The 26111-nt window shown below is 39.7% G+C and carries 24 protein-coding genes; 4 read left to right on the forward strand and 20 right to left on the reverse strand.

All coding sequences use genetic code 11. The annotated features are described in order from the left end of the window. Positions 1 to 3: 3 nt before the first annotated feature. A complete protein-coding gene (locus NYE65_RS01750; protein WP_145504747.1) occupies positions 4 to 234 on the reverse strand; it encodes a hypothetical protein in 231 nt (76 codons plus the stop codon). Between the two features lie 167 nt (positions 235 to 401). On the opposite strand from NYE65_RS01750, the gene NYE65_RS01755 reads away from it, so the two are divergent. Further along, complete coding sequence (locus NYE65_RS01755) at positions 402 to 2234, forward strand: sigma 54-interacting transcriptional regulator (protein WP_340859635.1); 1833 nt, start codon at positions 402 to 404, stop codon at positions 2232 to 2234. A gap of 302 nt (positions 2235 to 2536) precedes the next feature. Here NYE65_RS01755 and NYE65_RS01760 read toward each other — a convergent pair whose 3' ends face one another. From NYE65_RS01760 to NYE65_RS01805, 10 genes are all read right to left on the reverse strand, one after another. Continuing rightward, a complete protein-coding gene (locus NYE65_RS01760) occupies positions 2537 to 3313 on the reverse strand; it encodes a YibE/F family protein (RefSeq protein WP_340859637.1) in 777 nt (258 codons plus the stop codon). Next, positions 3313 to 4449, reverse strand: a complete 1137-nt coding sequence (locus NYE65_RS01765; RefSeq protein ID WP_445670392.1) for a YibE/F family protein — start codon at positions 4447 to 4449, stop codon at positions 3313 to 3315. The genes NYE65_RS01760 and NYE65_RS01765 overlap by 1 nt, the downstream gene beginning before the upstream one ends. Before the next feature lie 613 nt (positions 4450 to 5062). Next, positions 5063 to 5401: a VOC family protein gene (locus tag NYE65_RS01770; protein ID WP_328178600.1), complete on the reverse strand. Its 339-nt coding sequence runs from the start codon at positions 5399 to 5401 to the stop codon at positions 5063 to 5065. Positions 5402 to 5552: 151 nt separating this feature from the next. Beyond that, a complete protein-coding gene (locus NYE65_RS01775) occupies positions 5553 to 5963 on the reverse strand; it encodes an SRPBCC domain-containing protein (RefSeq protein WP_340862077.1) in 411 nt (136 codons plus the stop codon). A 263-nt stretch (positions 5964 to 6226) separates the two neighbouring features. Beyond that, positions 6227 to 7642: an amino acid permease gene (locus tag NYE65_RS01780; RefSeq protein WP_340859638.1), complete on the reverse strand. Its 1416-nt coding sequence runs from the start codon at positions 7640 to 7642 to the stop codon at positions 6227 to 6229. A 51-nt stretch (positions 7643 to 7693) separates the two neighbouring features. Next, positions 7694 to 8455 (reverse strand): dimethylarginine dimethylaminohydrolase family protein, encoded by a 762-nt coding sequence (locus tag NYE65_RS01785; protein ID WP_034307753.1) that lies wholly within the window; start codon positions 8453 to 8455, stop codon positions 7694 to 7696. Positions 8456 to 8637: 182 nt separating this feature from the next. Next, positions 8638 to 9825 carry an amidohydrolase gene (locus NYE65_RS01790; protein ID WP_445670393.1) on the reverse strand — a complete coding sequence of 396 codons (1188 nt, stop codon included), beginning with the start codon at positions 9823 to 9825 and terminating at the stop codon, positions 8638 to 8640. A 51-nt stretch (positions 9826 to 9876) separates the two neighbouring features. Then, on the reverse strand, positions 9877 to 11220 hold the full coding sequence (locus NYE65_RS01795) for a YfcC family protein (RefSeq protein ID WP_226990525.1): 1344 nt from the start codon (positions 11218 to 11220) through the stop codon (positions 9877 to 9879). A gap of 167 nt (positions 11221 to 11387) precedes the next feature. Beyond that, the gene (locus NYE65_RS01800) at positions 11388 to 13004 is read right to left on the reverse strand and encodes a M20/M25/M40 family metallo-hydrolase (protein WP_340859640.1); all 1617 of its coding nucleotides are present in this window, start codon (positions 13002 to 13004) and stop codon (positions 11388 to 11390) included. Next, the gene (locus tag NYE65_RS01805; RefSeq protein WP_340862078.1) at positions 13001 to 13879 is read right to left on the reverse strand and encodes a dimethylarginine dimethylaminohydrolase family protein; all 879 of its coding nucleotides are present in this window, start codon (positions 13877 to 13879) and stop codon (positions 13001 to 13003) included. The genes NYE65_RS01800 and NYE65_RS01805 overlap by 4 nt, the downstream gene beginning before the upstream one ends. Positions 13880 to 14047: 168 nt before the next feature. Here NYE65_RS01805 and NYE65_RS01810 point away from each other — a divergent pair, with 168 nt between their 5' ends. Continuing rightward, entirely contained in the window at positions 14048 to 14788 is a 741-nt protein-coding gene (locus tag NYE65_RS01810) for an IclR family transcriptional regulator (RefSeq protein ID WP_098865372.1), read from the forward strand. Positions 14789 to 14860: 72 nt separating this feature from the next. Here the strand turns inward: NYE65_RS01810 and NYE65_RS01815 are convergent, their stop codons facing one another. The 7 genes from NYE65_RS01815 to NYE65_RS01845 all read right to left on the reverse strand — a co-directional run bounded on the left by NYE65_RS01815 (position 14861) and on the right by NYE65_RS01845 (position 20305). Continuing rightward, the gene (locus NYE65_RS01815) at positions 14861 to 15109 is read right to left on the reverse strand and encodes a hypothetical protein (protein WP_057277871.1); all 249 of its coding nucleotides are present in this window, start codon (positions 15107 to 15109) and stop codon (positions 14861 to 14863) included. Positions 15110 to 15126: 17 nt separating this feature from the next. Then, complete coding sequence (locus tag NYE65_RS01820; protein WP_034307765.1) at positions 15127 to 15417, reverse strand: SAV0927 family protein; 291 nt, start codon at positions 15415 to 15417, stop codon at positions 15127 to 15129. A 34-nt stretch (positions 15418 to 15451) separates the two neighbouring features. Continuing rightward, a complete protein-coding gene (locus NYE65_RS01825) occupies positions 15452 to 16729 on the reverse strand; it encodes a Glu/Leu/Phe/Val family dehydrogenase (RefSeq protein ID WP_053535500.1) in 1278 nt (425 codons plus the stop codon). 364 nt (positions 16730 to 17093) lie between these two features. After that, the gene (locus NYE65_RS01830) at positions 17094 to 17795 is read right to left on the reverse strand and encodes an N-acetylmannosamine-6-phosphate 2-epimerase (RefSeq protein WP_063577687.1); all 702 of its coding nucleotides are present in this window, start codon (positions 17793 to 17795) and stop codon (positions 17094 to 17096) included. A 9-nt stretch (positions 17796 to 17804) separates the two neighbouring features. Continuing rightward, entirely contained in the window at positions 17805 to 19391 is a 1587-nt protein-coding gene (locus tag NYE65_RS01835) for a PTS system mannose/fructose/sorbose family transporter subunit IID (protein WP_223255929.1), read from the reverse strand. A gap of 39 nt (positions 19392 to 19430) precedes the next feature. After that, positions 19431 to 19901, reverse strand: coding sequence for a PTS system mannose/fructose/N-acetylgalactosamine-transporter subunit IIB (locus NYE65_RS01840; protein ID WP_262871336.1), 471 nt, complete (start codon positions 19899 to 19901; stop codon positions 19431 to 19433). Further along, positions 19901 to 20305, reverse strand: a complete 405-nt coding sequence (locus tag NYE65_RS01845; protein ID WP_268591162.1) for a PTS sugar transporter subunit IIA — start codon at positions 20303 to 20305, stop codon at positions 19901 to 19903. The genes NYE65_RS01840 and NYE65_RS01845 overlap by 1 nt, the downstream gene beginning before the upstream one ends. Before the next feature lie 216 nt (positions 20306 to 20521). Here NYE65_RS01845 and NYE65_RS01850 point away from each other — a divergent pair, with 216 nt between their 5' ends. Next, positions 20522 to 21376 carry a MurR/RpiR family transcriptional regulator gene (locus tag NYE65_RS01850; RefSeq protein WP_445670441.1) on the forward strand — a complete coding sequence of 285 codons (855 nt, stop codon included), beginning with the start codon at positions 20522 to 20524 and terminating at the stop codon, positions 21374 to 21376. A 384-nt stretch (positions 21377 to 21760) separates the two neighbouring features. Here NYE65_RS01850 and NYE65_RS01855 read toward each other — a convergent pair whose 3' ends face one another. Continuing rightward, positions 21761 to 23107 (reverse strand): APC family permease, encoded by a 1347-nt coding sequence (locus NYE65_RS01855; protein WP_340859649.1) that lies wholly within the window; start codon positions 23105 to 23107, stop codon positions 21761 to 21763. A 410-nt stretch (positions 23108 to 23517) separates the two neighbouring features. Between NYE65_RS01855 and speB the strand changes: the two genes are divergently transcribed. Continuing rightward, positions 23518 to 24486, forward strand: coding sequence for an agmatinase (speB, locus tag NYE65_RS01860; RefSeq protein ID WP_034307776.1), 969 nt, complete (start codon positions 23518 to 23520; stop codon positions 24484 to 24486). 512 nt (positions 24487 to 24998) lie between these two features. On the opposite strand, the gene NYE65_RS01865 is transcribed toward speB, so the two are convergent. After that, positions 24999 to 26063 carry a M14 family zinc carboxypeptidase gene (locus NYE65_RS01865; RefSeq protein WP_328178594.1) on the reverse strand — a complete coding sequence of 355 codons (1065 nt, stop codon included), beginning with the start codon at positions 26061 to 26063 and terminating at the stop codon, positions 24999 to 25001. Positions 26064 to 26111 lie beyond the last annotated feature (48 nt).

The raw sequence follows: 26111 nt of genomic DNA on the forward strand, positions 1-26111 counted from the left end.
ATTTTAGACAAATGAATAGATTAGGTAGGCGATGATTAAAATCATGAAAAAAATAGAACCTGTCGCATCACTCCATTTCATTTTTTCGATTTTCACGGCATCTTCCTGCTCATACGCATTGATCCGCTCATTCAAATCTGAATATAGATTTTTAATAAAGGGATCTTCAGAATTGATATTCTGTCGGAACTGATTCTCTTTATTCAAAATCGCTTCTCCCTCCTTTGCAATCATGCTTTCTAGTCCCTTCTCTTTACTTATTGCAATAACCATGCCAATCAGAAAGCACTATGCTAACAGGGTTTTCAATAGGAAGAATATTCATTTTTGAAACTATTGAACAATTGTGAAATTTCTGTAATATGAAACTAGGAAGTTAAATGAAAGGCAGGTAGACATAAATGGATCACTTCACCTCTGCACTCTTGTCTATTTACGATCAGCTTATTGTGACAGATAAAAATGGCACCATCATGAAATCGACCGGAACAGGGAAAACCTTATTCCATACAATCAAATCCGCTAATGTCGGTGGTTCCATCAAGGATGTTGAACAAGATTTATTTTCCACAAGCTTGGCAGAAGAGATAATGGGCAAAAATGAGAAAAGATCTTTCATGCAGTCCTCATGGCAGGGTCATGAGCTGCTGATGACGGCATACCCAATTGAATCCGGGGCATGGGTCTGGGCTTACAAAGAAATTAAAGACTCATATCCAGATACATCAAGGGGTCAATCGGGACCATTAATGGAATCGAAAAAGCCAACTTTTCCATTTGTGATCCGCAGTAAACCGATGCTTGATGTTCTGCATAAAATGCAAATGGTTTGTGATGTCAGCGCAACCGTCCTTTTATTGGGGGAATCCGGTGTAGGAAAGGAAATAGCCGCCAGAGCCATACATAATATGGGTAATAGAAGCGACGGACCATTTATACCTGTCAATTGCGGCGCCATCCCAGAAAACCTGATTGAAAGCGAACTGTTTGGCTATGTAGAAGGGGCTTTTACCAGCGCACGGAAAGAAGGCGCCAAGGGAAAATTCACACTGGCCCATAAAGGTATCTTATTTTTGGATGAAGTGGGCGAGTTACCGCTTAACGTACAGGTAAAACTGCTTCGGGTCCTTCAGGAACGAGTTGTCACACCAATTGGAAGTACGACCTCACACCCTGTTGACATTCAAGTGATTGCCGCAACAAATAAATCGCTCGAAAAAATGGTGAAAAAAAGTGAATTCCGAGAAGACTTATATTATCGTCTTCATGTCGTGCCTATCCATCTTCCGCCGCTAAGAAATCGTGTAGATGAGATCCCCCACCTGGTTCAGTTTTTTTTACAAAAGTACAATACACTGTACAATCGAAAGGTAGCGTTCACCCCGGATGCAATCGACTTGCTTTGCATCTATCAATGGCCCGGTAACGTGCGCGAACTTGAAAATACAGTTGAAAGACTTGTGATTACTAGCGGAATGCCGGAAGTGGATGTTGCTTTGGTTAAAGAGGTGCTTCCATTTAAAGGGCCCAAACCTCTTTCACTACCTGTCATCGATTTCCTAATGCCTTTGCAGGAAGCCGTTGACCTTGTGGAAGAACAACTCATCAACATGGCGATGGAACAATATAAATCATTGAAACTGGCGGCAAAGGTATTGGAAGTCAGCCAGCCGACGATGAGCAGGAAATATAAAAAATTACGAAATAAAATGGAAGAGGCAAGCTTTTCACCAGTGGATAAACGGGCCATTTTAGAAGAACAAATAAACCAGCGGCTTCGATCCATTGCCGTTGTAACCGCAGCTATCATTCCAGCTGAAGAGGTTATCAGTCTACAAAAAAATATGAACCGGCAAACTTCCTATTCCCAGAAATTAAAACAAAAACTTACCATGATTCAAGAAAAGGAAGGCGTAATTGAATGGGTCTTTATATTCATCATGTCGGAGGATGGACGTCTGATTCACCTTGTTGCAGACAAAGGCTTTGTAATTGAACCGGGGGAAGAATATATGGGTCCACCGGAAATGGTCAATGTCGCTTACCAGGCGTTTAATGGTAAAGCGGGTGTTACTCCCATATACGAAGACAGGTACGGTGAGTGGAAAACAAGCTTTGCGCCAATCATCGATGATGACGGCAATATCGTAGCAATTGTCGGATGTGATTACAGCAAAGCCTATTTCAATTCAGAAATGCAACGTCTCCGCAAACAGCTAAACATACATGTTTGATTTCGGCGTGCAGTCCCATTATCGAATTGGGGCCCATGGTAAAAAAGAAAAGCTGATAACAGGAGCCGTTTTGAACGGGCTTCTGCAGTCAGCTTTTTCGTTATTATCAAACCATATATATACATCAAGCAATTAAAATGGCTGTAGGTTTATATAGGCAATATGGCATCTTGTTCCTCCACCAACCGTCCTCAAAAATGAAACGGTTAAGCGTATCCCGCCGAATATGGATCATTTGCCAAAAAAACAAAGACTTATTCCGATTATACAAATGAGTGCCCATAAGCCTTTTTGCCATGAACCTATATAGCTTTCTCTTTATTTTCTCCTTTTTTCACCAAAAAATAAGCAGTAATCAAGGCTGTAATAGGAATTATCAGGGCTACTCCGGTTCCAGCACAAAATATTGTGATCATTTCAGCACTGAATATTTTTGAGTTTACTATTTCCCCAACAGAATAGGACAAATCTTTAAACCATATAAGCAATGCCAAATAGCCTCCAAAGAAAGCAAAAAATAGTGTATTCGTAGATGTCCCTAAAATATCCCTCCCAATACTCAATCCAAATGTGAATAATTCCTTCTTGCTAATGGATGGATGGTGATGATGCATTTCTCGCATGGGAGATGCAATGGCCATGGCTGTATCGATTATCGCGCCAATAGTACTCATAATAATTACTGAAGCTCCAATTTTAACAAAATCCACCCCAATATAAAGGGAAAAGATGCTAAGCTCTTCTATTTCTTCTTCACCGAAACCTTGTATCATCGCATTTTCGGTCACAATGACAATAAAAAAGAGGACAATAACAATCGTGATAATAGTAGAAATGAATGCTGTTTTTGTTGTACTGTTCACTTCGTTAATGAAAAATAAATTAATATAACTAATCACCGTACATGCAGCCAATGTTACGATATACGGATCAATATATGGATTAGTCATAAAAATGATGGTGAAAAGTAACACACCGAAGTTTAGGAACAAAGCAAAAAATGAACGTGCCCCTTTTTTTCCGCCAATCAAGATCATTAATATAAATAGTATAAACGCTAGCAACACTAATACATTCATTATCTTTCCCTCTTTCGATTAATGAAAAAAATAGAGACATATAGACCGATCGGGATAGTTAACACGATTCCGATACCACCAGCTAGGGCACGGGCCAATTCCAATGTGAGGTTCATGGAAAGGGTAAAACCTAATGGGGAATCATTTTTCAAATACAAAATAATCATAGGAATGGAACCACTTATATAGGCAAAAAACAAAATATTTGTCATGGTTCCCATTATGTCTTTTCCAATCTCTAATCCTGAAGTTTTAAGTGCTTTTAGTGATATATGGTTATTCTTTTCATACAACCCGAAAATCGAAGAAGACATGGTAATGGCTATATCCATTACGGCTCCTAAAGAACCGATAAATAACCCTGCCAAAAACACCATTTTATAAGGACGAGTGATAAATTGCATCTCTTCATATCGAAGGCCCTTTTCGGAAGTTAACCACATAACAAGATAAGCAATGAGCAGAGATAGAAATGTCCCTAACAGTGTCGCAATAACGGCTGCATATGTTTTTTCATTAAAACCATTAACTAGTAAAAGGGAAAAGACCGTAAATAGTATGATGCTTATACTGCATATCAAAACCAAACCAATGTTTGATGTATTCAAATAAAAATCTAATGCATATGACAATAGTATGGCATTGACTGCCAAACTAATAATTGAAAGCAGGCCTTGTTTTTTTCCAACGATAAGTAATGTCAAAATAAAAACCCATGCTACGATCAACACATATTTATCCCGTTTTACGTCTTTTATGGTTCCAGTCAACTCTTTATTTCCTTTTGTCTTCGTATCAATCGAAACAAATAAATCATTTCCAACTCGATATTCTTGATCAAACGCTCCGGATGAGGAATATTCATTCTTTAGATGAATAAGTTTTCCTTTTTCTTCTCCATTTTGTAATTCGGCTATTATACTCTGGGTAAATAGTCGATCTTCATTTTGATACATATCATTCAATTCAGTTGTATTTTCCAGATTTGTTTTAATGACTTTGGCTATTGGGCGTTCATAGAATGAATAATTGTAATGAACAAAGAAAACAGATAAGACAAAACAAAGTGCTATGACGGCGTACAAAGAAACATGCTTGTATCCCATTTTTTTAAATTTATTTGCGATAACATTCAAAATAAAACCTCCAAATATCGGGTGGGCAAAAAAGGCAGGGAGGATCCAGAATTGACTGACTCCACCCCGCCTTACTAGTATTTGATTTATTTATCTTATCATGAATGGATTTGGTTTGCGTAAACAAAGTCCGATATACCACCTTAACGTCTCCACGATAGGATGGGAAGAAGCAAATTTCAAAAAAATACTTGTCAAGCCCCTTCATTCCTGATTTTCTCAATTCATTGTCAATATCATCAGTTGTGAAAAACTAAGGGCAATACTACAATTCTTAAGTAGTATTGCCCTTAAATTCGTATATTATCATTTAGTAAAATTGTGAATGATTCAAGAATAAATAGAAGATCTTTTTAAAATCAAGTACCTTAGAGATGCATGGTGGATTTCTAGAGCATGACTACATCCATCGCTCCAACTTTGGAGCTTCCCTAGATTGCAATGAATGTAGGTATTTTCATTTTTTCCATCAATTGATTTTGAACAAATTCTTGCATTTCCATTGCAGTAATATTTTGTGTAAATCCATCATTTTTAGTACTTTCACTACCATTTTTTTCAGTTTTTCCACCTCATTCATCTTTTGAAAACGGCATTTCATCTCCTTATACTTTTAACACAGTACTTCAACGTTAAATCCTCCTGGCGCTTCCACGTAGAAAGTATATCTGTGTATGTGTTGTGGAGGTTTTACCTTGAATCCATCCTCCTTCAACCTCTGATTGATCCTGTTAACTTGTTCTTCATTTTCTTGAATGAATCCAACATGAAAAGTTTTGGGGTATAGTACATTGCTTCCTTTCATCAGAGTCAATATGGAACCATCATCATCTTTCATTGCAGCGAACCCATCTCCCCTACTTCCTGCACATGTCAATCCAAAGTATGTTTCTAAAAAGTCGCGTGAAGCTGTAACATCATTAACAGTTAAATTTATGTGATTGATTTTCATTACTTCCCCCATTTTTAATTGTATAGTTTTCTTTTCCTTCTCTCCACATGCTTCATTGTCCTTAGCTGCATAAGAAAAAAGCGATCCTGCTTGTAAGATTCGCATATGTTAGGTTCATTGACACGAGTTGTTAAATAGCACCCATACCTTTTTACCACAGCTCCTGAAGCTTATCCAGCAGGTCGTCGAGGCGGTAAAATTGTGAGGCACATCCTTGGATTATACCCATTCCAATTACTTGCTGAAGCCCCTCGACTGAAGCGAATCGAGAACACATGATGAGTTTTGTCTTACCCTCGTGTTCAACAAACGTCAACGTTACCAGTATAACTGGCATACCGTCGGCTGCGTTGCCTTCTTCATCTGCAAACATGTCCGTTAAGACAATCTTCTCGGGTACGGTTATTTCTTGATAAACAGCTTTCCCCCAAGATTCTTGGCCATAAAATTCACCTTGGTTTTCATTTGTGCACCGCATGCAATAATGCCATACGCCGTCAGTCTTAAAATTAATTACCCGATTTTCCGTTTGCCATCCACTCGGTCCCCACCATCCAGCCAGTGCTCAGAAAAAACAAGGTCCCGCTGCCCGTCAAATATCGCGCCCCTCTATACTCGTTGTGATGTTATTAGTCACTTTGTTATCAGACATTCCCATTCCTCCTTCCTATGTTCGTAATATGATATTCATCTATTTCGTCAAAATGTCAGTATTCCCCTCCCAAATAATCATTCAAGTGACCGCAGCTACAAGATTAAAAAAAGGTTAACCAGTAATAACTGGCTAACCTTTTATACAAACGGGCAATCAATATAGGGACTCTATTACAATATTTTTTCATTTTCCAAGTTCGTGTTCGACTCTGCTTTCTTAGCCAATTTAAATTTATAGGATAATATACAGGCTACCAAAAATCCTATTCCATAAAACAGTCCAACTCTTTGAGTGGGGTCAAAGGCAAGGAATACTAGAATCAGCGAACAAAAGCCTAAACAAAACAACGGGACGAATGGGTAAAACGGTACTATGTATTGTAAGTCTTCCGTTTTGCCACCCGCTTTAATAAATTTCTTTCTAAACATATATTGCGATAAAGCAATTCCCATCCATGAAATCGTGACGGATATACCCGCTATGGACATTAGTATCACGAACACAGTATCCGCCGCAATGAAGCTAGTCAATAACGAGAGAAGCGAAAAGCATATTGTAAAAAGAAGGGCATTCAAGGGAACTTTCCTTTTGGACAATAGACCAAACACTTTTGGTGCCATCCCATCATGGGCCATCGACCAAAGCAACCTTGTAGATGCATAAAGACATGAATTCCCCACTGAAAGAATGGCTGTTAATATAATGAAATTCATGATACCTGCTGCATAAGGAATCCCCGCTATCTTCATCAAAGTTACAAAAGGACTTTCCAATAAACCTAATTCCGAAGAAGGGAATATGGCGGAAAGAATGATAATGGATGAAATGTAAAAAACAATGATTCTAAATAGTACGTTTCGAATGGCTTTAGGAATGTTTTCTTCAGGTTTTTCACTTTCACCTGCCGCTATTCCTATAAGTTCTGAGCCTTGATAAGAAAATATTACATTCATCATTGTCACAAAGATAATTGTAATGCCGCCAGCTGGAAATAGACCAGAAGGTGCCAAATTCTCGAAGAATGGGGTTGGACGATCAGATAAAGAGACAAAACCAAAGATACCAGCGATTCCAATTAAGATAAACAAAATCACTGCAACGATTTTTATTCCAGCGAACCAATATTCCGCCTCTGCAAAACCTCTTGTCGTTAATGCATTCAATGTAAATAAAAGCACTATGAACACCGCACACCAAATCCAGGTAGGACTATGGGGGAACCATTGTTTCATCAATATTCCTGCTGCCGTAAATTCAACTCCTGCAGTTGCGGCTGAGCCTACGAAATACATCCATCCTAGAGAGAAACCAGCGGAAGGCCCAATATATTCGGCAGCATATTTTTGGAATGATCCTGTAACCGGCATATGAACGGCTAGCTCGCCAAGGCAGACCATGACCATATACAAAATAAGACCGCCTGCTAGATAACCGATCAGGGCTCCTCCTGCCCCCGCTTGGTTAATCGTATAGCCAGCATTTAAAAAAAGGCCTGTACCAATTACTCCGCCAAGTGAAAGCATAAATAAATGGCGTCTTTTCATTGAGCGTTGCAGCTGATCATTATTCTCCAGTCCATACCCCATATAATCACGTCCTTATCTTATCTATTAGCCTATGCCTTCTCCCAGACCATCTTAGAACCTCAATGAAAGACAACTAAGGCCGCCATCTTGTTTTTGAAATTCAGTCATTTCCACTTCAATCACTGTGTATCCCAATTCTTCAATCTTTTTCTTTGTACCCTCAAACCCTTTCGGGACAATAACGCAGTCGTTCATTCTGACGCAGTTACCGGAATATTCTTCTTCCTCTTTTACGATGATTTGATTAAAGCTAGAAAAAGCCTCATGATTAATGAATTCTCCTGCCACTAATAAATTATTGTCTCCCAGATAATTGACACCCGTTTTTAAATGAAAGAATTTCTTAAGGGGAATGATGGTCGTGCCATAACCATACTTACCCATGATATCTTTGAACTGCAGAGCACCTGCTTCATTCGTTCTGGTTGAAAGGCCAACATAGAAGTGATCCTCAACTTGCATTACATCCCCGCCATCTAACATACCTGGAGATTGAATATATTCGATTGTGTCATAAAAGTCCTTTAAAACTTCTTTCATTTCATTAATCTCACCATTCCGGCTTTCTGCTCCAGGATTGGTTACAAGGGCACATTTGGGTGTCAACACCGCGGTATCTTCTACAAACGTGGAATCAGGATACCTCTCATCCGATTCTAGAACGGTCACTTTCACACCGCATTGTTTTAATGCTTCTACATAAGCCTCGTGTTGTACAAGCGCTTTTTCATAATTCGGGTTTCCTAAATCCGATGTTGTTAAGCCATTTACAAAACTTTTTCCAATCTTTCTTACAATCGCGTGATTAAACATATATATTCCTCCTAAATAGGTTGCTAATTTTTAAAATGTGGGAAATTCACATTTTTGAAATGAAATTCCTTTTTGACCTTTTTGCTGTTCAAGCAGTTGCTTAACTATGACAAAAGCGAGAGAAAAGACAACCGAAAGCCTTACTTAACTAAAAGGGATGTCTCTTCTTAATCCATGCTTTCTCAATTATTTTGATGACCGCATAATTTTTCCGCTATTCCTACAAAATATCTTACTCCATACCCTAAAGCCTTCTCATCGATTTTAAATTTAGGATGGTGCAAAGGATAAGCTTTTCCAAACTCATTATCATGGACGCCTAGAAATTGCATGGAAGAGGGAACGATTTCGGAAAAAGCCGAAAAATCTTCTGTCCCAAACATAGGATCATCAACTTGGATGATATTATTTTCCTCAAAAATACCTTCCATGACCGTTCTTGAAATATCAACGGCAGCTTTATCATTCACCACCGCTGGATACCCTAAATACCAAGTGACTTCACATTTTGCCCCATGCGCTTCTGAAATCCCCTTAACGATTTGCTCTAGATACTCCCTAGCTTTCACTCGGCTATCAGCGTCCAAGGAACGAATGGTACCGCCGATTTCTGCATATTCAGGTATGACATTGAGTGCACTTCCGGAATGGAATTGGGTGACTGAAATGACAGGTGTCCTAAGAGCTGAAATTTTTCTGGAAACGATATGTTGAATATTCGTCGTTATTTCTGCACCAATGATAAGCGGATCTACCGTTAGTTCCGGAGTCGACGCATGACCGCCCTGCCCAATGATTTTAATTTCAAAATCATCGGCTGCTGCACAGAATACCCCTTCCCTTAAACATATGGTTCCTGTTCGTTCATAAGGAGTAACATGCAATGCAAATGCATAATCCACTCCTTCCATGACCCCTTTTTTCACCAATTCCTGAGCTCCTCCTGGCAGAACCTCTTCGGCATGTTGGAAAATGAACCTGATTTCTCCATTAATCTCGTCTATTTTCCCGGAGAGGACTTTTGCAGCGCCTAATAACATCGCAGCATGTGCATCATGTCCGCATGCATGCATAACCCCTGGATTTTTTGATTTATATTCAATATCTGCTTCCTCTTCAATCGGGAGTGCATCAATATCTGCACGAAAGGAAATGGTATTCGATTTCCGGGGTGATTTTTTTGCGCCTTTGAGAACCGCTAAAACACTCGTTTCGGTAGGTCTCGTCACTTCTAATCCTGTAAAGGTTTTTAATTTCCTATAGATGAATTCGGAAGTCTGGTGCTCCTGATACGAGAGTTCCGGATTTTCATGAAAATGACGTCTCCATGAAATCACTTCATCCACAACTGTCTCCTGTATTGTCTTCATCATAAATGCCTCCCTGACCACTTAGTGCCAATATTCAGATTTTTTAGATCTTTAAAAAGGGCCATACTGTATGCTTTGAGCAATGATCAAAAAGATAATCGCTACGGCAACCTGAATCAAAAGAAAGGGAAATACCCATTTTACCCATTTCGTGAATGATATGCCTGCCACTGCCAGTCCAGCCAATAGCACTCCAGAAGTCGGAAATATCATATTCGAAATCCCATCCCCTAATTGGAAAGCTAAAACTGCCGTTTGTCTTGTCACACCCATTAAATCCGCTAATGGAGCCATGATCGGCATCGTCAATGCTGCTTGTCCGCTTCCTGATGGAACAATGAAGTTAAGGAATAATTGGACAATGAACATTCCGATTGCATTTATGGCGGGAGGAAGCTGCTCAACCAATCCTGCAGCATAATATAAAATGGTATCAAGCAAGCCGCCACTTGTAATGATGACCAAGATTGTCTGAGCAACACCTATTATCAATGCCCCGGAAACCATATCGCCTGCTCCTGAAATAAAACCATTAGCCATCTTGGACGGAGTCAAGCCTCCGATTAGGCCCATTATGATCCCGCTTAATAAAAACAAGCCGCCAATTTCACTTATATACCATCCTAATTTAATAACTCCATAGACTAATAGGATGAAATTCACCAATAAAATAATTAAAGCAGCGCTATGTCTTTTGCTCATCCTAAAGTTTTTATCAAGTTGTCCATGTTCTTCACGCCTGAATTTCCCATACTCCCCCAGTTCAGGGTTCCTTTTAACCTTCATTGCATGAAAATAGATGTACAATACTGTAACGACATAAAAAACTGCAAGAAGAGCGATTCGCAATCCCATTCCCGAATACATGGGCAATTCTGCAATGCTTTGGGCAACTCCAACATTAAATGGGTTCGTAATGCCCGAAATGAATCCAGTCGCCAATGTTCCAAGGATGACGATCGCAAAACCAGTAAGTGCATCAAAGCCTAATGCGATCGTCATCGGAACAATGATGGCGATATAAACTAATGCATCTTCAGCAGAGCCGATCAGTGTCCCTAATGATGCGAAGATTAATACCATCAACGGAATAAGCAATTTTTCTTTTGTTCCGAATCGGACAGCCACAAATTTAATGAAGGAATCCAATGCTCCTGTTGCCTGCATGATTCCCAGTGCTCCGCCAAACAAAAAGACGAACAAGATAATTGACGCTCCTTCAATCATCCCTGCATGAATACTGCTGAACATTTCCAATAATCCCACAGGTGTTGATTCTACGAATTCAAAAGAAGTGGGATCGACTACACTTCGGCCATCCTTTTCAATTCTTTCATATTGGCCTGCTGGTAAGATATAGGTTAGAACCGTCACTATCACAATTACGATAAACATTAATACAAAAGGATTTATCCCTTTTTCCGGCAACTCTGTTAGTTGGTTAAGTGGCTTATTATTCTGATTAAGCGGCTTGGAAGTGATTGGACCATTAGGCAGGTCATTCATCTTAATACCCCCAGTTAAAGTTTAATGCTAGTTAATCCAGTTTTCCTGTCGGACCATCACTTCTCAACCAAACACTTAAACATACTCTTTATTAACTTCTCAAGCAAAACGGGTGTATGGACAAAGGCGCTATCGATGTGAAGGCGCTCAGTACGCTGATGGGCATCCTTGCCGAATGGCCCCACATTAAGTACGGGTGCCTGAAGTTTTCGCATATCGGCAAAAGGAATGCTGTAAGTATCGCCCCAGACTGGTGTATTTTTTTCAAAAGCCGTCCAGCCGTCAGAATCATCAGTATATTGAACATAGCTTAAATCACAAAGGCCATTAAAATAATGAATTTGGCTGACTTCTTCATCAAACTTTCTTGCAGCTTCCTTCATTAATTTCACAGATTCGATGATAAGCGGATCATCGGACGAATTGACGGCTGGATAATATGGCGGTGCGAACAGCAATACAATGGCGGGTGAAAGCTCCTGACATTGTATCATCAATTTTTCAGCGATCCGCACTGATTTTTCCCGTTCATCCAAATCCTTGTTTCCTTTAACTTCACTCTTTATTTGTTCAACAAAACTCCCGCCAAATTTGCCCTCGGCATATGAAAGTAACTTTTCGTAGCGCAATACTTGTACTTCGCCCACACCTTCAATTTGTTCACGCAGGCATAGTTCTTTATAAGATTCATTGCATTTCATCGCTGCTTCGTTCGCAACCTGCTCGAATAGATCCATTATTTCTGCAGCTGTTCTTTTCATGATGAACACATTATAAAGCGCGGCTGCCCGATAAGGTGTCTGTGTTGAATATTGTAGTTTTAAATCTTTTTGCTGAAGCGATACGGGTAAAGGTGTTTCCTCGCCAAGGTCACTTTCCAGAAAAAGAGTGTTCCACTCCATGAGCTGCGTGAGAAACGAGGCTATATAGTTAGCGGTTATGCCCTTTAATGGCTCTCCTACATGAGTTTCTTTCCCATAAAAAAGGGCAGCGGGCATGATTTTCCCCAAAGTTCCGGAATAAATATAATGTTTATTATCACCCGGTTTCTGTGAAAAGGACGGTTCACTATTAAAAAACATTTTATAGGAAAGGTCATATTCATCCCGTAAAGCCACAAGTTCTTTAACTGCAGCCCTCATTCCCGCAGAATTCACTTCCTCATCCGGAACCGTTAACAGCAGGAGATTGATCGGCCATTGTTCGATGCTTGCCTTTTCGATGATAGCCATATGAAGGGCAAGCCCCATTTTCATATCCATCGTTCCTCTACCAAACAAGTACCTTCCTGATTCCAGATCAATGCGCGCTTCTTCCGGCAGATCATCTTTCCTATCATGAAGTTTTTTCGTGAGCTCCTCTGGTTGAAATGCAAGAGTCTCAAGGTCACCGTATTCTTCAGTATGAACCGTATCAAAATGGCTAATTAATACTACGGTCTCCCTGCTATCGGGATGTTTATAAAAGGCATTGACAAAATTCCTTCCTAAATCTGCCTCGTGAAGCGATAAGTGTGCCGGGTTCCTTTTAAAATAATCAAGCTCCCTTAATTTCTCTTGCACCTTATAAGGGAACATTCGCTCCCCTGGTGTAAGAGTCCGGCTTTCCCAGCTAACAAGTTCACACAACAAAGCACGGAGCGTTTCTGGAGTATCCCATAGTAATTGACTCATTTCAATCCCCCTTCATCAATATTTGTACGCACCACCGGGCAGGTTAAACAGGTAGGACCTCCAGTGCCCTTGAAACTGATTTCAGTACCTTTGTACTCATAAACTGTCGCTCCCGCATCGATTAACTTTTGCTTCGTGTAAGCGTTACCAGAAGGTATCACGCAAACCCGCGGAGCAATGGCAAGCACATTACACCCCAAGTTCAAGTACTCATCAATCGGCACTTCGATAAGCTGAATGCCTCGTTCAATTAGCAGTTTTCTGAAAAATACAGGCATAAGGCGGGAATGAACTACCGCTAAATCATGGTCGACCATGCTGATGAAAGACATGAGATGGAGACACTCTGCCTCTCCTTGATCATGCGGAAGCTGAACTACGATGAATTCATCCACAAGATTTGCGGTCATTTCCTTTAATTGCCGAATGGCTTCAGCGTTTGTACGATAACCATGCCCGACAACCAAGGTCTTATCATCAAGCCAAACGATATCACCGCCATCCGCGACCGCATCACCCGTTAAATACCCAATGATCGGGATGTTCTTTTCCTTACAGTATTCCTTGTATACAGTCGCTTCAGGCTGCCTCGATTCTTTCCCCGACTTTAAAATAATGGCCCCTTGGCTAGTGAATTTGACTGGGTCATGCGCATATAAGGAGTCAATGCCAACTACCGAAGATGCTGGCAAATAATCGATGTTTGGGACATATTTCTCCAAAATGGATATAAAGTCACCATACTCCGTTAGCGCTACGTTGAAATCCGGCTCTTCCAAAAAGTTGAAGTTCTCCCATGTTTGGCTTAAATGCTCTTGACTAATAAAAGCTTCTTTCGGATGTTTTACAATGACACGTTCCAATGGTTTGTACATGGACGAACAAAATGTCACTGCCTCCCCCTCCTTTTCCGCAGAGCGGAAAACGTTTCCGCTAATAGGAATTTTTCTTTTATTATAAATTTAGTTTTGGTATAATGTCAATATGTTTTAAATTTTCAAATAAATTAATTTAACTTGTATGGAAAGATAGGTGGTTTTTATATGCAATCAATTGACCGCGCCATGAACGTTATAAAGGTGCTGGTATCCAATTCTTCGGAAAACTGGCTGTCAATTACGGAACTTTCCCAAGAATGTGATCTTCCTGTCAGCTCCATGCATCGTTTGTTAAAGGCAATGTCCTTGCATGGATTAATTCAACAGGACGGGCAATCCAAACAATATGGTTTGGGGAATATTTGGCTCGAATATGGTTTACGCATGTATGACAAAATGGATTACATTAGTCAAATAAGACCTGAACTCGAAAGGCTTATGAACAAAGTGGAGGAAAGCGTCTATCTAAGCCAACCAATCGGGATGGAATCACTCGTTATCGAAAGGATCGACAGTGAAAAGAGCCAAATCCGGGTTTATGACCAGCTTGGCTCACGTGTACCTATGCATATCGGGGCTGCCAATAAAGCGATGCTCGCATATATGCCATATAATCAAACGAAAAAAATCGTAGATGCTCTTCTGCCAACTAAAGAAAGAGCAGCTTTTTGGGATATATTGCAAGAGACTAAAACGAAGGGACATGGGATCAGTCACAGTGAAAGAACAGAGGGAACATGTTCTGTTGCCGTACCGATATTGAACCATTTCGGGGAGGTTCACGGTGCGGTGAGCATTGGTTTTGTCAGTTTTAACCTGACAGATGAAAGACTCGATTTCCTCATTAAGAATGTGATGGAAACTGGGAATCGGGTTTCTGCAAAATTGGGGTATAGGGGACCATGATAAGAGAGAAGTGGAGGATTATCGGATAAAACAAAAAGAAGATGAATCATCTCATCTTCTTTTCGTTTTATATTAATCGCTGCCGGTCACAAATAAATCTTCTTTAAAATAGGCGAGGACCTCGCCGGCCACCACTGGTTCGCCCTCCAATACCTCCAAAGTTTCTATTTTCCCGCTGACACCAATATCAATGATTTCCACACTTCCATCTGCCTTCTTAATCTGAAATAATTGTTCCCATTCGTAAAATCTGGAATTTTTGGATATTGAAATTTTTTCAATCCTGCCATCACAAGGGCTAAGAATCACATCAACGTACATTTACATCATTCCTTCCTTCAGTATTCTTCAAAGTGAAATGGGGTTTGTAAAACTAACCTTAGAAAGTTTTGGAACTCAGATATATCTTCTTGTTCAATGCCAAGGGTCGGAGCCCAGTACTGATCTAAATTAATATCATTGGCACAAAGCAGGATCATTCTTCCGCTTTGCATGGAAGTCACCATTGCTTTACCGAAAAACTGGGCCGAATATACAATGGTTACATCATATCTATAATCTTGTGACAATAAGCAATAATGATGAATAGCCTGGTTTTCTTTATTTTCGGAAAGAATATCAAAATTCAACGGATTGCCTCCTTTCTTGTAAACCCTAATTCGTTCAGAACCTGATCCACCCCCGAAGCTGGGATGCTTCTGCTATTTTGCGAATCCCTTCAATATAAGCAGCCACTTTCATGTTCACGGAATATTTTTGTGAAGTATGGTAGACATTCAAAAAGCTGGCCGTTATCTTTTCCTTCAATCGTTCATCTACAAGCTCTTCCGTCCAGTAATAACCTTGATTGTTCTGGCACCATTCAAAATACGAGACAATCACCCCTCCTGAATTCGCCAAAATATCCGGGACTAGCACTATACCTTTATCATCGAGAATCTTGATCGCTTCCTTTGTCGTCGGCCCATTTGCTGCTTCAATCAGGATTTCACATTTTAGTCGTTTTGCATTATCCTTATTCACCACTCCGCTAATGGCTGCGGGGATCAGCACATCACACTCTTTTTCCAATAATTCTTGATTGGATAATGAATCTTTGTATAAGTTCGAAACGACCCCAAAAGAGTCCCTGTTCTCCAAAAGGTAAGGAATGTCCAATCCATTCGGATCATATAAACCTCCAAGTTCATCCGCTATTCCGACAACCTTTGCCCCCATTTCATGTAAATACAATGCTAAATGACTGCCAACATTCCCGAATCCCTGGATGATTACCCGCATGCCTTCAATGGGAATCCCCTTTAAATCACAAATCATTTGAAGTGTATATAATACGCCCTTGGAAGTGGCTTTTTCCCTGCCCTTCGATCCTCCTAATCTCAGAGGCTTTCCTGTAATGAAGCCAGGTGAATCGAATTCCCTGATGTGATCATATTCATCCAGCATCCAGGCCATGATTTGTGAATTCGTATACATATCTGGTGCCGGGATATCTTTTGTAGGGCCCACTATTTGACTTACTGCCCTGACATACCCTCTGCTTAATCGTTCAAGCTCAGATGAACTCATCTGTCTCGGATCACACACAATGCCGCCTTTTGCCCCTCCGTATGGAAGATCGGTTATTCCGCATTTCAAGCTCATCCATCCGGCCAATGCCTTAACTTCTTCAGGAGTGACATCCGGGTGAAACCGGATTCCCCCTTTCGTTGGACCGGCTGCATCATTATGTTGAGCACGATACCCTTGAAACATCCTTGTCTCGCCATTATCCATTTGAATAGGAATACAGACTTCCAGAAAACGCATTGGCGCTTTCAGAAAATCAAAAACCTGCTCTGGATAGTCCAAAACATGAATCGCTTCTTTTAAGATATCCTGGAATTCTTGTAGTGGATTATCCAATTGACGTTTTTCAATAACCTTAATTTCCTCTGACATTTTAGCACCTCACTTTTATTCTTATTACTTATTAAGCAACTTTCATGCCAGCTTTGAGGATATTGTATGAATGGCACCATACCGCCATCTGTCCTCACCCATATCACACATACAATCATCAGGACATATGTATTAATTCATAAGCAATTCAGATTTGCATATGTAAAAAGTGATGATTAAATACAAAAAAAAGCACCAGATAAATGTATAAACATTCATTGAGTGCTCTTTTTTTGTTTATCCTGAAAAAGAAAGTGTTGACCTGTAGCAGATGCCAAATGATGGTACAAATCTAATCCACCGCAGTCAATCCTAGGAACCTACTGTTTAGCTTAAAAAATACTCAAAATATATATTGAAACCTCTATTTTCCAACCAACAGGTTTAACTCATCTACAAACCTTTTTGTGATAATTTCCGGGCGAGTAATGGCCGTTCCTACTACGACTGCAAAAGCTCCACTTTCAATAGCTTTTCTAGCATGATCTTTCGTATGAATATGCCCTTCAGCGATGATGGGGATATTTAAGGCAGAAGAGAGTTTTCGAATAAGGTCATAATCAACCTCCTTCACGTATTTTGTTTCCTCTGTATACCCACACAATGTGGTTGATATTATATCAGCACCGAATTTTTCTGCGATTAGTCCCTCTTCAAAAGTCGCACAATCTGCCATCACTAAAATATTGGGATGCTCACTATTGATTTTACCTATGATTCTTTCTACCGTTTCTCCATGGGGGCGCTTTCGTTGAGTCCCATCTAATGCTACGATTGACGCTCCAGCCTCAATAATGCTTATAGCACTTTCATAGGTAGGAGTAATATATACTTCACATTCTTCGGTCCATTGCTTGTGAATACCTAATACAGGCAATTTTGTTACCTTTTTAATCGCTTTAATATTTTCTGGCCCGGTAGCCCTAATACCAACTGCGCCTCCCTTTTCTGCAGCCTTGCTTAATGCGCCCATGATTTCCGCCCCATACATCGGCCATCCCCTTCTAGCCTGGCACGAAACTATCAATCCATTCTTAATAGATTCCAGTACGTTTTTTTTATCCATAATTACCACCTAAACAACCCCCAAGAATTTACCAGCTAATCCTACCATAAAGCAAAGGAGGATTAACCAGTAGATAGCTTTTTGATATTTAAGTAATGCCCATAAGAAACCAAGTGTTAAGAGGAGTGGTAAAAGCCCAGGTAAAATTGAATCAAGAAGTTCTTGTAAATTTATTTCTTTTCCACCAAAGTTCCATTTAGCAGCCACGGCCACTTTAACAAAATTCACTACCATTGATCCTGTTACCATTAATCCTACAATGGTAGCTCCCTGAACAAACTTATTTAGCACATCAGAGTCTTTCATTTTAAGGATGAGGCTTATCCCAAACTGGTACCCATAGACAATACCGTAGTAACGAGAAAAAATATTGAGCAAGACGTTTGGCACAATAAATATAATGGGTCCAAGTGAATTTCCATCCAACGCCAAACCAGCGCCGATTGCAGCAAAAATGGTCATAAAAGTTGCTTTAAAAACAGAATCGCCAATTCCGGAGAGCGGTCCCATCAATGCGGCTTTCGTAGAAGAAATTGTGTCAGATGTGATGGGATTACCTTGTGCCCGTTGTTCTTCAAGTGCAAGAGTAACACCTATGATGGCATTGGAAGTATACGGATGGCAGTTAAAAAATTCATTATGACGAACAACCGATTCTTTTAAATCCTGATTATTTGGATAGAGTTTTTTGAGTGCCGGCAATATCGCATAGCAGAATCCTAAACTGCCATAACGCTCATAATTTATAGACGTCATACTGAAGAAAGTGCGGAAGAATGTTTTCATTAAATCTTTCCTTGTCAGAATCGTCGTTTTAGCTGTACTCTTGCGGGAGGAATCACGGGAAATTCCACTATCATTTCCTTTCGTTCCCACTGCTGTAATGCTGACCGCGATTCCAAGACCCAAAAAGGCTATCGAAAGTACATTTAGTTCCAAGTAGACTGCCAGAACAAATCCAATTAGGAAAAATGACCAAAACTTCTTGAAGTTCATCATTTTCAGGAGCATGGCCATTCCAATTGCAGGTAGGATCCCTGCTGTAATCTTTAACCCTTCCATAAACCAAGAAGGCATTGAGCCTACGATATTATTTACAAATTCACTACCAAAATAAACGGCTAAAAAAGTTGGAATGAACATCACTGTAAAAAAAACGATTATTCCAAAAAGGTGAAGCCGTTCTGCCCTTTTTAGATTTAGCTCTTGTAAAGCATTGTCTGCCCGATGCACTAGATAAATATTAAAGTTCCAAGCTAGCATGATTAAAAATTGTGCTAAAATACCGATTGGTAATGCCAGAGCAATTCCAACCTCAGGCTTCCCCCCAGCACTAATCGCGAAAATAGTCCCAATTAGACCAGCAATTTGTGCATTAGGAGGAACACTACCTCCAATGGGCAAGACCCCCATAAACATCAATTCCACACTTGCCCCTACAATCAATCCAGTCTGTAGGTCTCCCATTATTAGTCCCAACAATGGCCCAGCAAAAATGGGACGGCTAATCATCCAATATCCATATCCATAATTTTCGGTCATGAGAAATGCAACAAAACCACTTAACAAAATCGCTGATATTAACTCAATTTCCACTTTTCCTCCCCCTTTTTACTCTGACGACCTTTTCGACCATTAAATCTTGGTGAATAAATCAATCGATTTATCATTAGGAGAGGTTCTGATCTCACAGGGGATCCCGTGATCTCTAATCTTGAGAAAAATAGATTTATCTTCTTCATCCAAATAGACTGTTTTACTTATTTCCTGTTTTCCTACTTTATAGTACATGCCGCCTACATTTATAGAAGGCAGAATGATACCTTTTTCAATGAGAGATAAAAGGACTTGAGGACTTTTTACTACAATAAACGTTTTTTCCTGATCAGACTGCTCAACCAGATATTTGACTGCATCTTCGACAGAAAGGATAGCATGTCTTTTCCCCGAAGGTACTGCCAAGCTTAGTAACAAATGTTGTGTAGGGTCGGTTGCAACCCTATCATCAATTACAATAAATTCTGTGACTTGATAAGCAACACTCCATGAATAAGCAACTTGCCCATGTATGAGTCGTTCATCGATACGGGTAACAACGATACTCATTACAATTCCTCCTTTATGGGGTTAACTGTAGAGTTTATATAGCTAATACTCATAGAGGTATTAGCTATAAGCTCTTCGGGACTTACAGATGAAAGGCAAGATTCAATAACTAAACCTAAATGAAAACCAGCGATTACTTGTACCCGGCTATCTTTCAACACTTGAAGTGTAGCTGCATTGCATGGGGTACCCCCTTTAATATCTGCCAGAATGATTATTTCTTTGTACCAATCCAACAATTGATTGACTGCCGATTCCAGTTCTCTTGCAAATGAATCTAACGTTACTTGATCATCCATGCTCAATGCAAAGAGTTGCTTCTGTTTCCCTGCTATAAGCTCTACACAGTCTTTCATAGTCGAAGCTAAATTCCCATGACTTACAAGTAAAATGGCCCGATTCAAACTATCTCCTCCTTACATTTGATTTTTTTGAATATTCACACAAGTCAATCTTATTGGAAAAGAATTAAAAAATCAATGTTTTATTAAAAATATAAGAAATAAAATTTCTTTTATGGCATTTTTTTTTGCATTATGTGCAAAAAACATTTCATTTATGATATAAATGAAACAATAGGGATTTACATCATTTAATAAAATATTTAATAAAGGAGACATATCATGAGCTTAACTTTATTACAAAAAATAAATGAAAAAGCCGATTCCTTGTCTCGTGCTGAACGGCAAGTAGCCAAATATATATTGGACCATGCGGATTTGGTGCAAACTTACACGATTTCTGAAATATCAACCAACGCAAATGTTTCCCAAGCTAGTGTTGTCCGTTTTTGTAAAAGAATGGGTATAGACAGCTTTAAAACCTTTCAACATACATTGGTGAAAGAAATGAGTTCAAATAATGACAACATTAATGATCTTTCTTTACTGCGTGAAAATGATACGCCCTATCAACTTTTCCAAAAAGTAACTATGAGCAATAAATTCGCTTTAGACTCTTTAGTACAAACGCTTAACAAAAAAGAGTTTGAAAAAGCAGTAGAATGCTTAAGCCTAGCAAAGAAAATTGCATTTTTTGGTGTTGGGGGCTCCTCTACGGCTGCATTGGATGCTAGTAATAAATTTGCTAAACTTGGCGTTACTACAGGAATGAACACTGACTTTCATACAGTTATTTCCTATATTTCCAATTTCACACCAGAAGACGCATTGGTCATTTTTTCCACATCAGGAAAAACAAAAGATATATTGGAGATGGCTTCATATGCGAAAAAGATAAACGTACCAGTATTGGCAATAACCGCTTATACAAAGTCTCCTTTATTGAAAATAGCAAGTATACAACTTTGTTTTCCTGACATCGAACATGATCAACGAATCGGTAGTATAGCATCTAGAATCATGCAACTTAACATGGTTGATGCTCTTTACTTAAGTGTTTTTCATCGAATCGATAAAAAAACCATGGATAACTATCAAAAAGCACGTGAAGAAATTCTACGCCTAAGAAGATAGCCTGCTTAAGGATGTGTTTTACTACATTTCGTTAAGAGGCTTGGTATGTATTAATTCATAGGCATTTCAGGATTGCATATAAAAAAACGATCCTTATCGGATGCGTCAGTTTGTAGACAAAAGGAGCTTCCATCTAAAATTTTAAACATAGTTGATTGGAACGGAAGGTGCGAGACTCCTGCGGGAATAGCGAGTCTAAGGGAGACCCCACAGGCGTAATTGCGCCGAGGAGGCTCCCGGACCTCCCGCGGAAAGCGAGTGCCTGAAGTGGAAATCAACGTCCAAATTTGTACAAGCCAAAAAAAATGTAGACAAACTCGATTTTCATCGAGTTTGTCTACATTCTGACGCATCCTTGTCGGATGCGTTTTTCCTTGCAAAGTCTTATAGCTGAATTTCTTCAACTTGGTATTGGGGCGGTGCCTTCCTGAATGCCTTTGTGATATATAATAGATAACAAAAACCAATAATGAACCAACTTGTCCCCATTATTAAGGAACTTGTCTCAAGGTTGATCCATAGAATGGCAATTGCTATAGCTCCAATTAAAGGCATAATTAAGTATTTAATACAACCCTTTATCGTTCGGTGCTCCTTTTCCCGAATGATAAAATGGCTGATCACTGAAAGATTTACAAAGGTAAATGCCATTAATGCACCAAAGTTGATCAGTGACGTTGCTGTCACTAAATCAAAGAATAAAGCCGACATTGAAATGACTCCAACTATGAGTACATTAATGGCTGGTGTCTTCCACTTGGGATGAATGAATCCAAACCATTTTTCCGGAAACACTTTATCACGGCCCATAACATACAAAAGACGGGAAACGCTGGCATGTGATGCTAGTCCCGAGGCTAGCGTATTGACGAAAGTCGTACAAAGAAAAATGGATTGAAATAGCTTCCCGCCTACATAAAGGGCGATTTCCGGTAATGCAGCATCCGGTTCCTTAAAACGGGATATATCCGGAAAAAAGAGCTGAATAAAGAAAGATGCGGTAATGAAGATGATTCCACCCCATAGCGCAGTTAAAAATATCGCTTTTGGAATCGTTTTTTTCGGATCCGGCGTTTCCTCAGATAGTGTCGTTACCGCATCGAATCCCAAAAAGGAAAAACAAAGGATCGTAGCCCCGGTTATTATGGCCGAGAAGTCCATCCCTTCATTTACGAAAGGCATTAATGTAAACACTTCTCCTGTACCTTCTCCATCATTCAAACCTTTGACAACAAGAATGATGAACACTGCCATGATGGCAATCTGAATTAAAACAAAAAGCGCATTAAAGTTAGCAAGTACATTGACGCTCCTGAGATTGAGAATGGTGACGATTGCTACGAACAATACTACCCAAATCCATGTAGGAACTCCTGGAAATAATGCTGTCAAATAAATTTTGGTCAACAATGCATTGACCATAGGTAAAAACAAATAGTCCAACAACGAAGACCATCCTACCAGGAATCCTAAATGCGGGTTTATCGCCTTTTGCGTATAAGTGTAGGCAGAACCTGCAGCAGGAAAAACCTTTACAAGTTTTCCATAGCTCGCAGCTGTAAAAAGCATCCCCACCAATGCAACGATATAGGCAGTCGGCACATGGCCGCCCGTAATCCCAGATACAATGCCGAATGTATCAAATACGACCATGGGGGTCATATATGCTAACCCCATCATAACGATTTGCCATAATTTCAGTGATCTTTTCAATGTAACCTCATTTTCCACCTATCATTCCTCCTTGAAACCGCTTTCAAACTATTGAGTTCAATTTCTTAACTAGAATAATCCCCATGCCTCCCTCTTTTTTAAAAGTTTTACCTGTATACCTTTATGCAATTTCTGTGCCATATGATTTCGGTTTATTTCGACAAACGAAAAACACCTTAATTCCTGTATTCTTACCGGCAAATGATTGATTCACAGATATGAAGTCTTTCAGTATCTCTTCATCGGCGATTCAATTTCCCATAACTTATTCGCCTTTGCATACACAAAGCCCATGTTATCTGGTAAAAACCCTCATTAAATCACTCACAGTGACTTGGCATGGTAATTGCATGATTAATCATCTAATAGGAATTCATTTAAATGAGTTTCAAAATTATTAAGCTATAAGAAAATGGAGGAATAGAAAAATGAAATATCCTTTATCACCTGATGTTAAACCAGAGTTTTGTACCACCGGATCATTTATGCGCTTACCTTCTTCAAGGGAAAATGCCAAATTGGCAGTGGTAGGTATGCCTTTTGATACAGCTGCTTCATTCAGGGTAGGAGCCCGGTTTGCTCCACAGGCAGTCCGCCAAGCATCCATGACGTTGTTTCCTTATCATCCCATTCACAAGGTATTTCCTTTTGATGAATGTAATGCAATTGATATAGGGGATGTTTCGGTGATTCCCCATAATATACATCGAAGCTATGAGTTAATTGAAAAGGCTATGTCAGACTTGATGAAAAACGGGATCATTCCAATAGGCATCGGAGGAGATCATTCCGTAACATTGGCCAATCTTAGAGCAGCCGCAAAAATCCACGGTCCTGTTGCACTTCTTCATTTTGATTCACATACAGATACTTGGGATACTTATTACGAAGAAAAATACTGGCACGGTTCCCCGTTTATCCGTGCATATGAGGAAGGCTTGCTCCAAACGGATAAAGTTTTCCAGATTGGCATCAGAGGTACGCTCAATCATCCAGGAGATTTAGATTCCAGTACAGAACTAGGGTACAATGTGATAACTACGCCCGAGCTGAAGAAGAGAGGAATCGAAGATGTCGTGAAGGAAGTCAAGAAAACCATTGGGGATACACCATGTTTCTTGACATTCGATATTGATTTTGTCGATCCATCCTGCGCTCCTGGAACTGGCACATTGGAGGTCGGCGGTCTAAATAGCTTTGAAACCCTTGAGATGATACGCTCTCTGCAAGGATTCAACTTTATTGGGTTCGACCTGGTGGAAGTCCTCCCGCCGTATGATCCAACACAAATTACATCACTATTGGCAGCCACCATCATTCATGACTTTGCCAGTCTAGTAGCCTTACAACTAAAAGAAGAAGAAAAAAAGGAGAATTCAGCCGAAAAAAGTTTATAGGACAAACACTGGCCATATAGGCCGATACTATTAATCGATCAGATAGATCCAAGCCAATGATATAAAAGTCTAAGTACAAAATAAAGTCCTGAAATTCAAAAAGCACCTGTTTATGAAAACAGATGCTCAGACTGTAGACAAATTCGAAGAAAGTGAATTTGTCTACAGTCTTTTTTCTTTAAAAATGTTCAACCTGATTTCAGAAATCCGCCAATTATTCGGCAGGAGTGTCGCAAATTTCTTCCATCTATTGAGGATTTCATTAAACAGAAAAAAACATTAAGGATCATCTAATCTTCCTTTAAAATCATGGTTCTATGTGAAATCATTCCGAACCCCCTTTTGTCGACAAACTGAGCATCTTAGGTGAAAGCAGATGCCTTTTTTTCTATGTCATCTTTATCCTTGTCCTGCTATTTCGACTATAAATCATTCCATATAAAAACTTCGTCTATCGGTGTAGGAAAATAAAAAAACACATCCCATCTGAAAGAATGGAATGTGTCTTCATTTTATTCGTCCGATTCTATCCCGGGACGATTGGATTGTGTTGGCAGGGTGTCCCAAAAGCTTGCATCTACAGTTTCAATTGAATCATCGGCAAGAGCTCTGACAGCTGCATCCAAAGTGGTTACCGTTTGCTTTATTAGATAGCCATTACTTTTTTGTCCAAGCGCTACTGACTCGACATTGTGGTCCGACATACCTCGCATCTCAAAGAGCAGTGTGGCAATATCATAGCGAACGGCTGCACCATTACGGCCTATATTTTCTCCAGAACCGCCATCATACCTACCAATATGCCCCCAACCAGTTGGTTCAATGGAGTTATATACGACAGCACCCAATTTTTTTGAGGCTTCTAACACTTCAGGCTTTACGTTCGGGTTTGTAGGATAAAGAATTGAACCTGAAACAAGTTCACCGTCCGTTTCGCTTAGCGTCCCTTGATGATGTAAATCTATCATGTAATCTATATCGTATTTCGCAAATACATTTTCGTGTAAAGCCTTTACCTCTACTTGCATGTTATCAGTTTTTTTATCATGCTCACGGTTCAAGTCAATCCCATTTGCATTTGCCCGTGTTAAATGCCGATCACCTTTTGCTAAATAGTCATCAAGAGGGAAATTAACATCTCCCATGGCCCCATCTGCATTTAACATGGGAATGATCAGTATATTGACATTATCCAAAATACCTTTAGCCTTGTTCGTGCCTAGGTGTTTAATGAATTCGAGTGCACCCTCGGTAGTCAGTTGTTCATTTCCATGCTGTTGCGTTAAAAATAGTATGGTTGGATTCTTAGGATTTGAGATGTACTTCGCTAGGTAAATGTCCCTTCCTTTTACCGTTTCCCCGATTACTTCCAGTGCCAGCCTTTCTTGTTTAGCATCCTGCGTTTCAAGATAGCTCACCAGGCTTTCATATGTATGAAGATTTGAAGTTGTAACTTGTCCATTTCCAGCACTGGGACCATTTCCAACCGCTCCGACAGGTAACGCAACAGCTGTTACTGCGCTTAACGTCATTAAACTAGATAATGAAACTGATAGAACCTTCTTTTTAAAATTCAATAAAAACCCTCCTTATCAAATATAATAATCAGAAAAAATTACTATTAA

The organism is Peribacillus sp. FSL R5-0717, assembly GCF_038002945.1.
Taxonomy (GTDB): Bacteria; Bacillota; Bacilli; order Bacillales; family DSM-1321; genus Peribacillus; species Peribacillus frigoritolerans.

Excerpts from the sequence above, each read along its gene's own strand:
- NYE65_RS01750 (WP_145504747.1), bottom strand. The coding sequence starts at position 234 with ATGATTGCAAAGGAGGGAGAAGCGATTTTGAATAAAGAGAATCAGTTC.
- NYE65_RS01755 (WP_340859635.1), top strand. The coding sequence starts at position 402 with ATGGATCACTTCACCTCTGCACTCTTGTCTATTTACGATCAGCTTATT.
- NYE65_RS01760 (WP_340859637.1), bottom strand. The coding sequence starts at position 3,313 with ATGAATGTATTAGTGTTGCTAGCGTTTATACTATTTATATTAATGATC.
- NYE65_RS01770 (WP_328178600.1), bottom strand. The coding sequence starts at position 5,401 with ATGAAAATCAATCACATAAATTTAACTGTTAATGATGTTACAGCTTCA.
- NYE65_RS01780 (WP_340859638.1), bottom strand. The coding sequence starts at position 7,642 with ATGGGGTATGGACTGGAGAATAATGATCAGCTGCAACGCTCAATGAAA.
- NYE65_RS01785 (WP_034307753.1), bottom strand. The coding sequence starts at position 8,455 with ATGTTTAATCACGCGATTGTAAGAAAGATTGGAAAAAGTTTTGTAAAT.
- NYE65_RS01790 (WP_445670393.1), bottom strand. The coding sequence starts at position 9,825 with ATGAAGACAATACAGGAGACAGTTGTGGATGAAGTGATTTCATGGAGA.
- NYE65_RS01795 (WP_226990525.1), bottom strand. The coding sequence starts at position 11,220 with ATGTTTATCGTAATTGTGATAGTGACGGTTCTAACCTATATCTTACCA.
- NYE65_RS01800 (WP_340859640.1), bottom strand. The coding sequence starts at position 13,004 with ATGAGTCAATTACTATGGGATACTCCAGAAACGCTCCGTGCTTTGTTG.
- NYE65_RS01805 (WP_340862078.1), bottom strand. The coding sequence starts at position 13,879 with ATGTACAAACCATTGGAACGTGTCATTGTAAAACATCCGAAAGAAGCT.
- NYE65_RS01810 (WP_098865372.1), top strand. The coding sequence starts at position 14,048 with ATGCAATCAATTGACCGCGCCATGAACGTTATAAAGGTGCTGGTATCC.
- NYE65_RS01815 (WP_057277871.1), bottom strand. The coding sequence starts at position 15,109 with ATGTACGTTGATGTGATTCTTAGCCCTTGTGATGGCAGGATTGAAAAA.
- NYE65_RS01825 (WP_053535500.1), bottom strand. The coding sequence starts at position 16,729 with ATGTCAGAGGAAATTAAGGTTATTGAAAAACGTCAATTGGATAATCCA.
- NYE65_RS01830 (WP_063577687.1), bottom strand. The coding sequence starts at position 17,795 with ATGGATAAAAAAAACGTACTGGAATCTATTAAGAATGGATTGATAGTT.
- NYE65_RS01840 (WP_262871336.1), bottom strand. The coding sequence starts at position 19,901 with ATGAGTATCGTTGTTACCCGTATCGATGAACGACTCATACATGGGCAA.
- speB (WP_034307776.1), top strand. The coding sequence starts at position 23,518 with ATGAAATATCCTTTATCACCTGATGTTAAACCAGAGTTTTGTACCACC.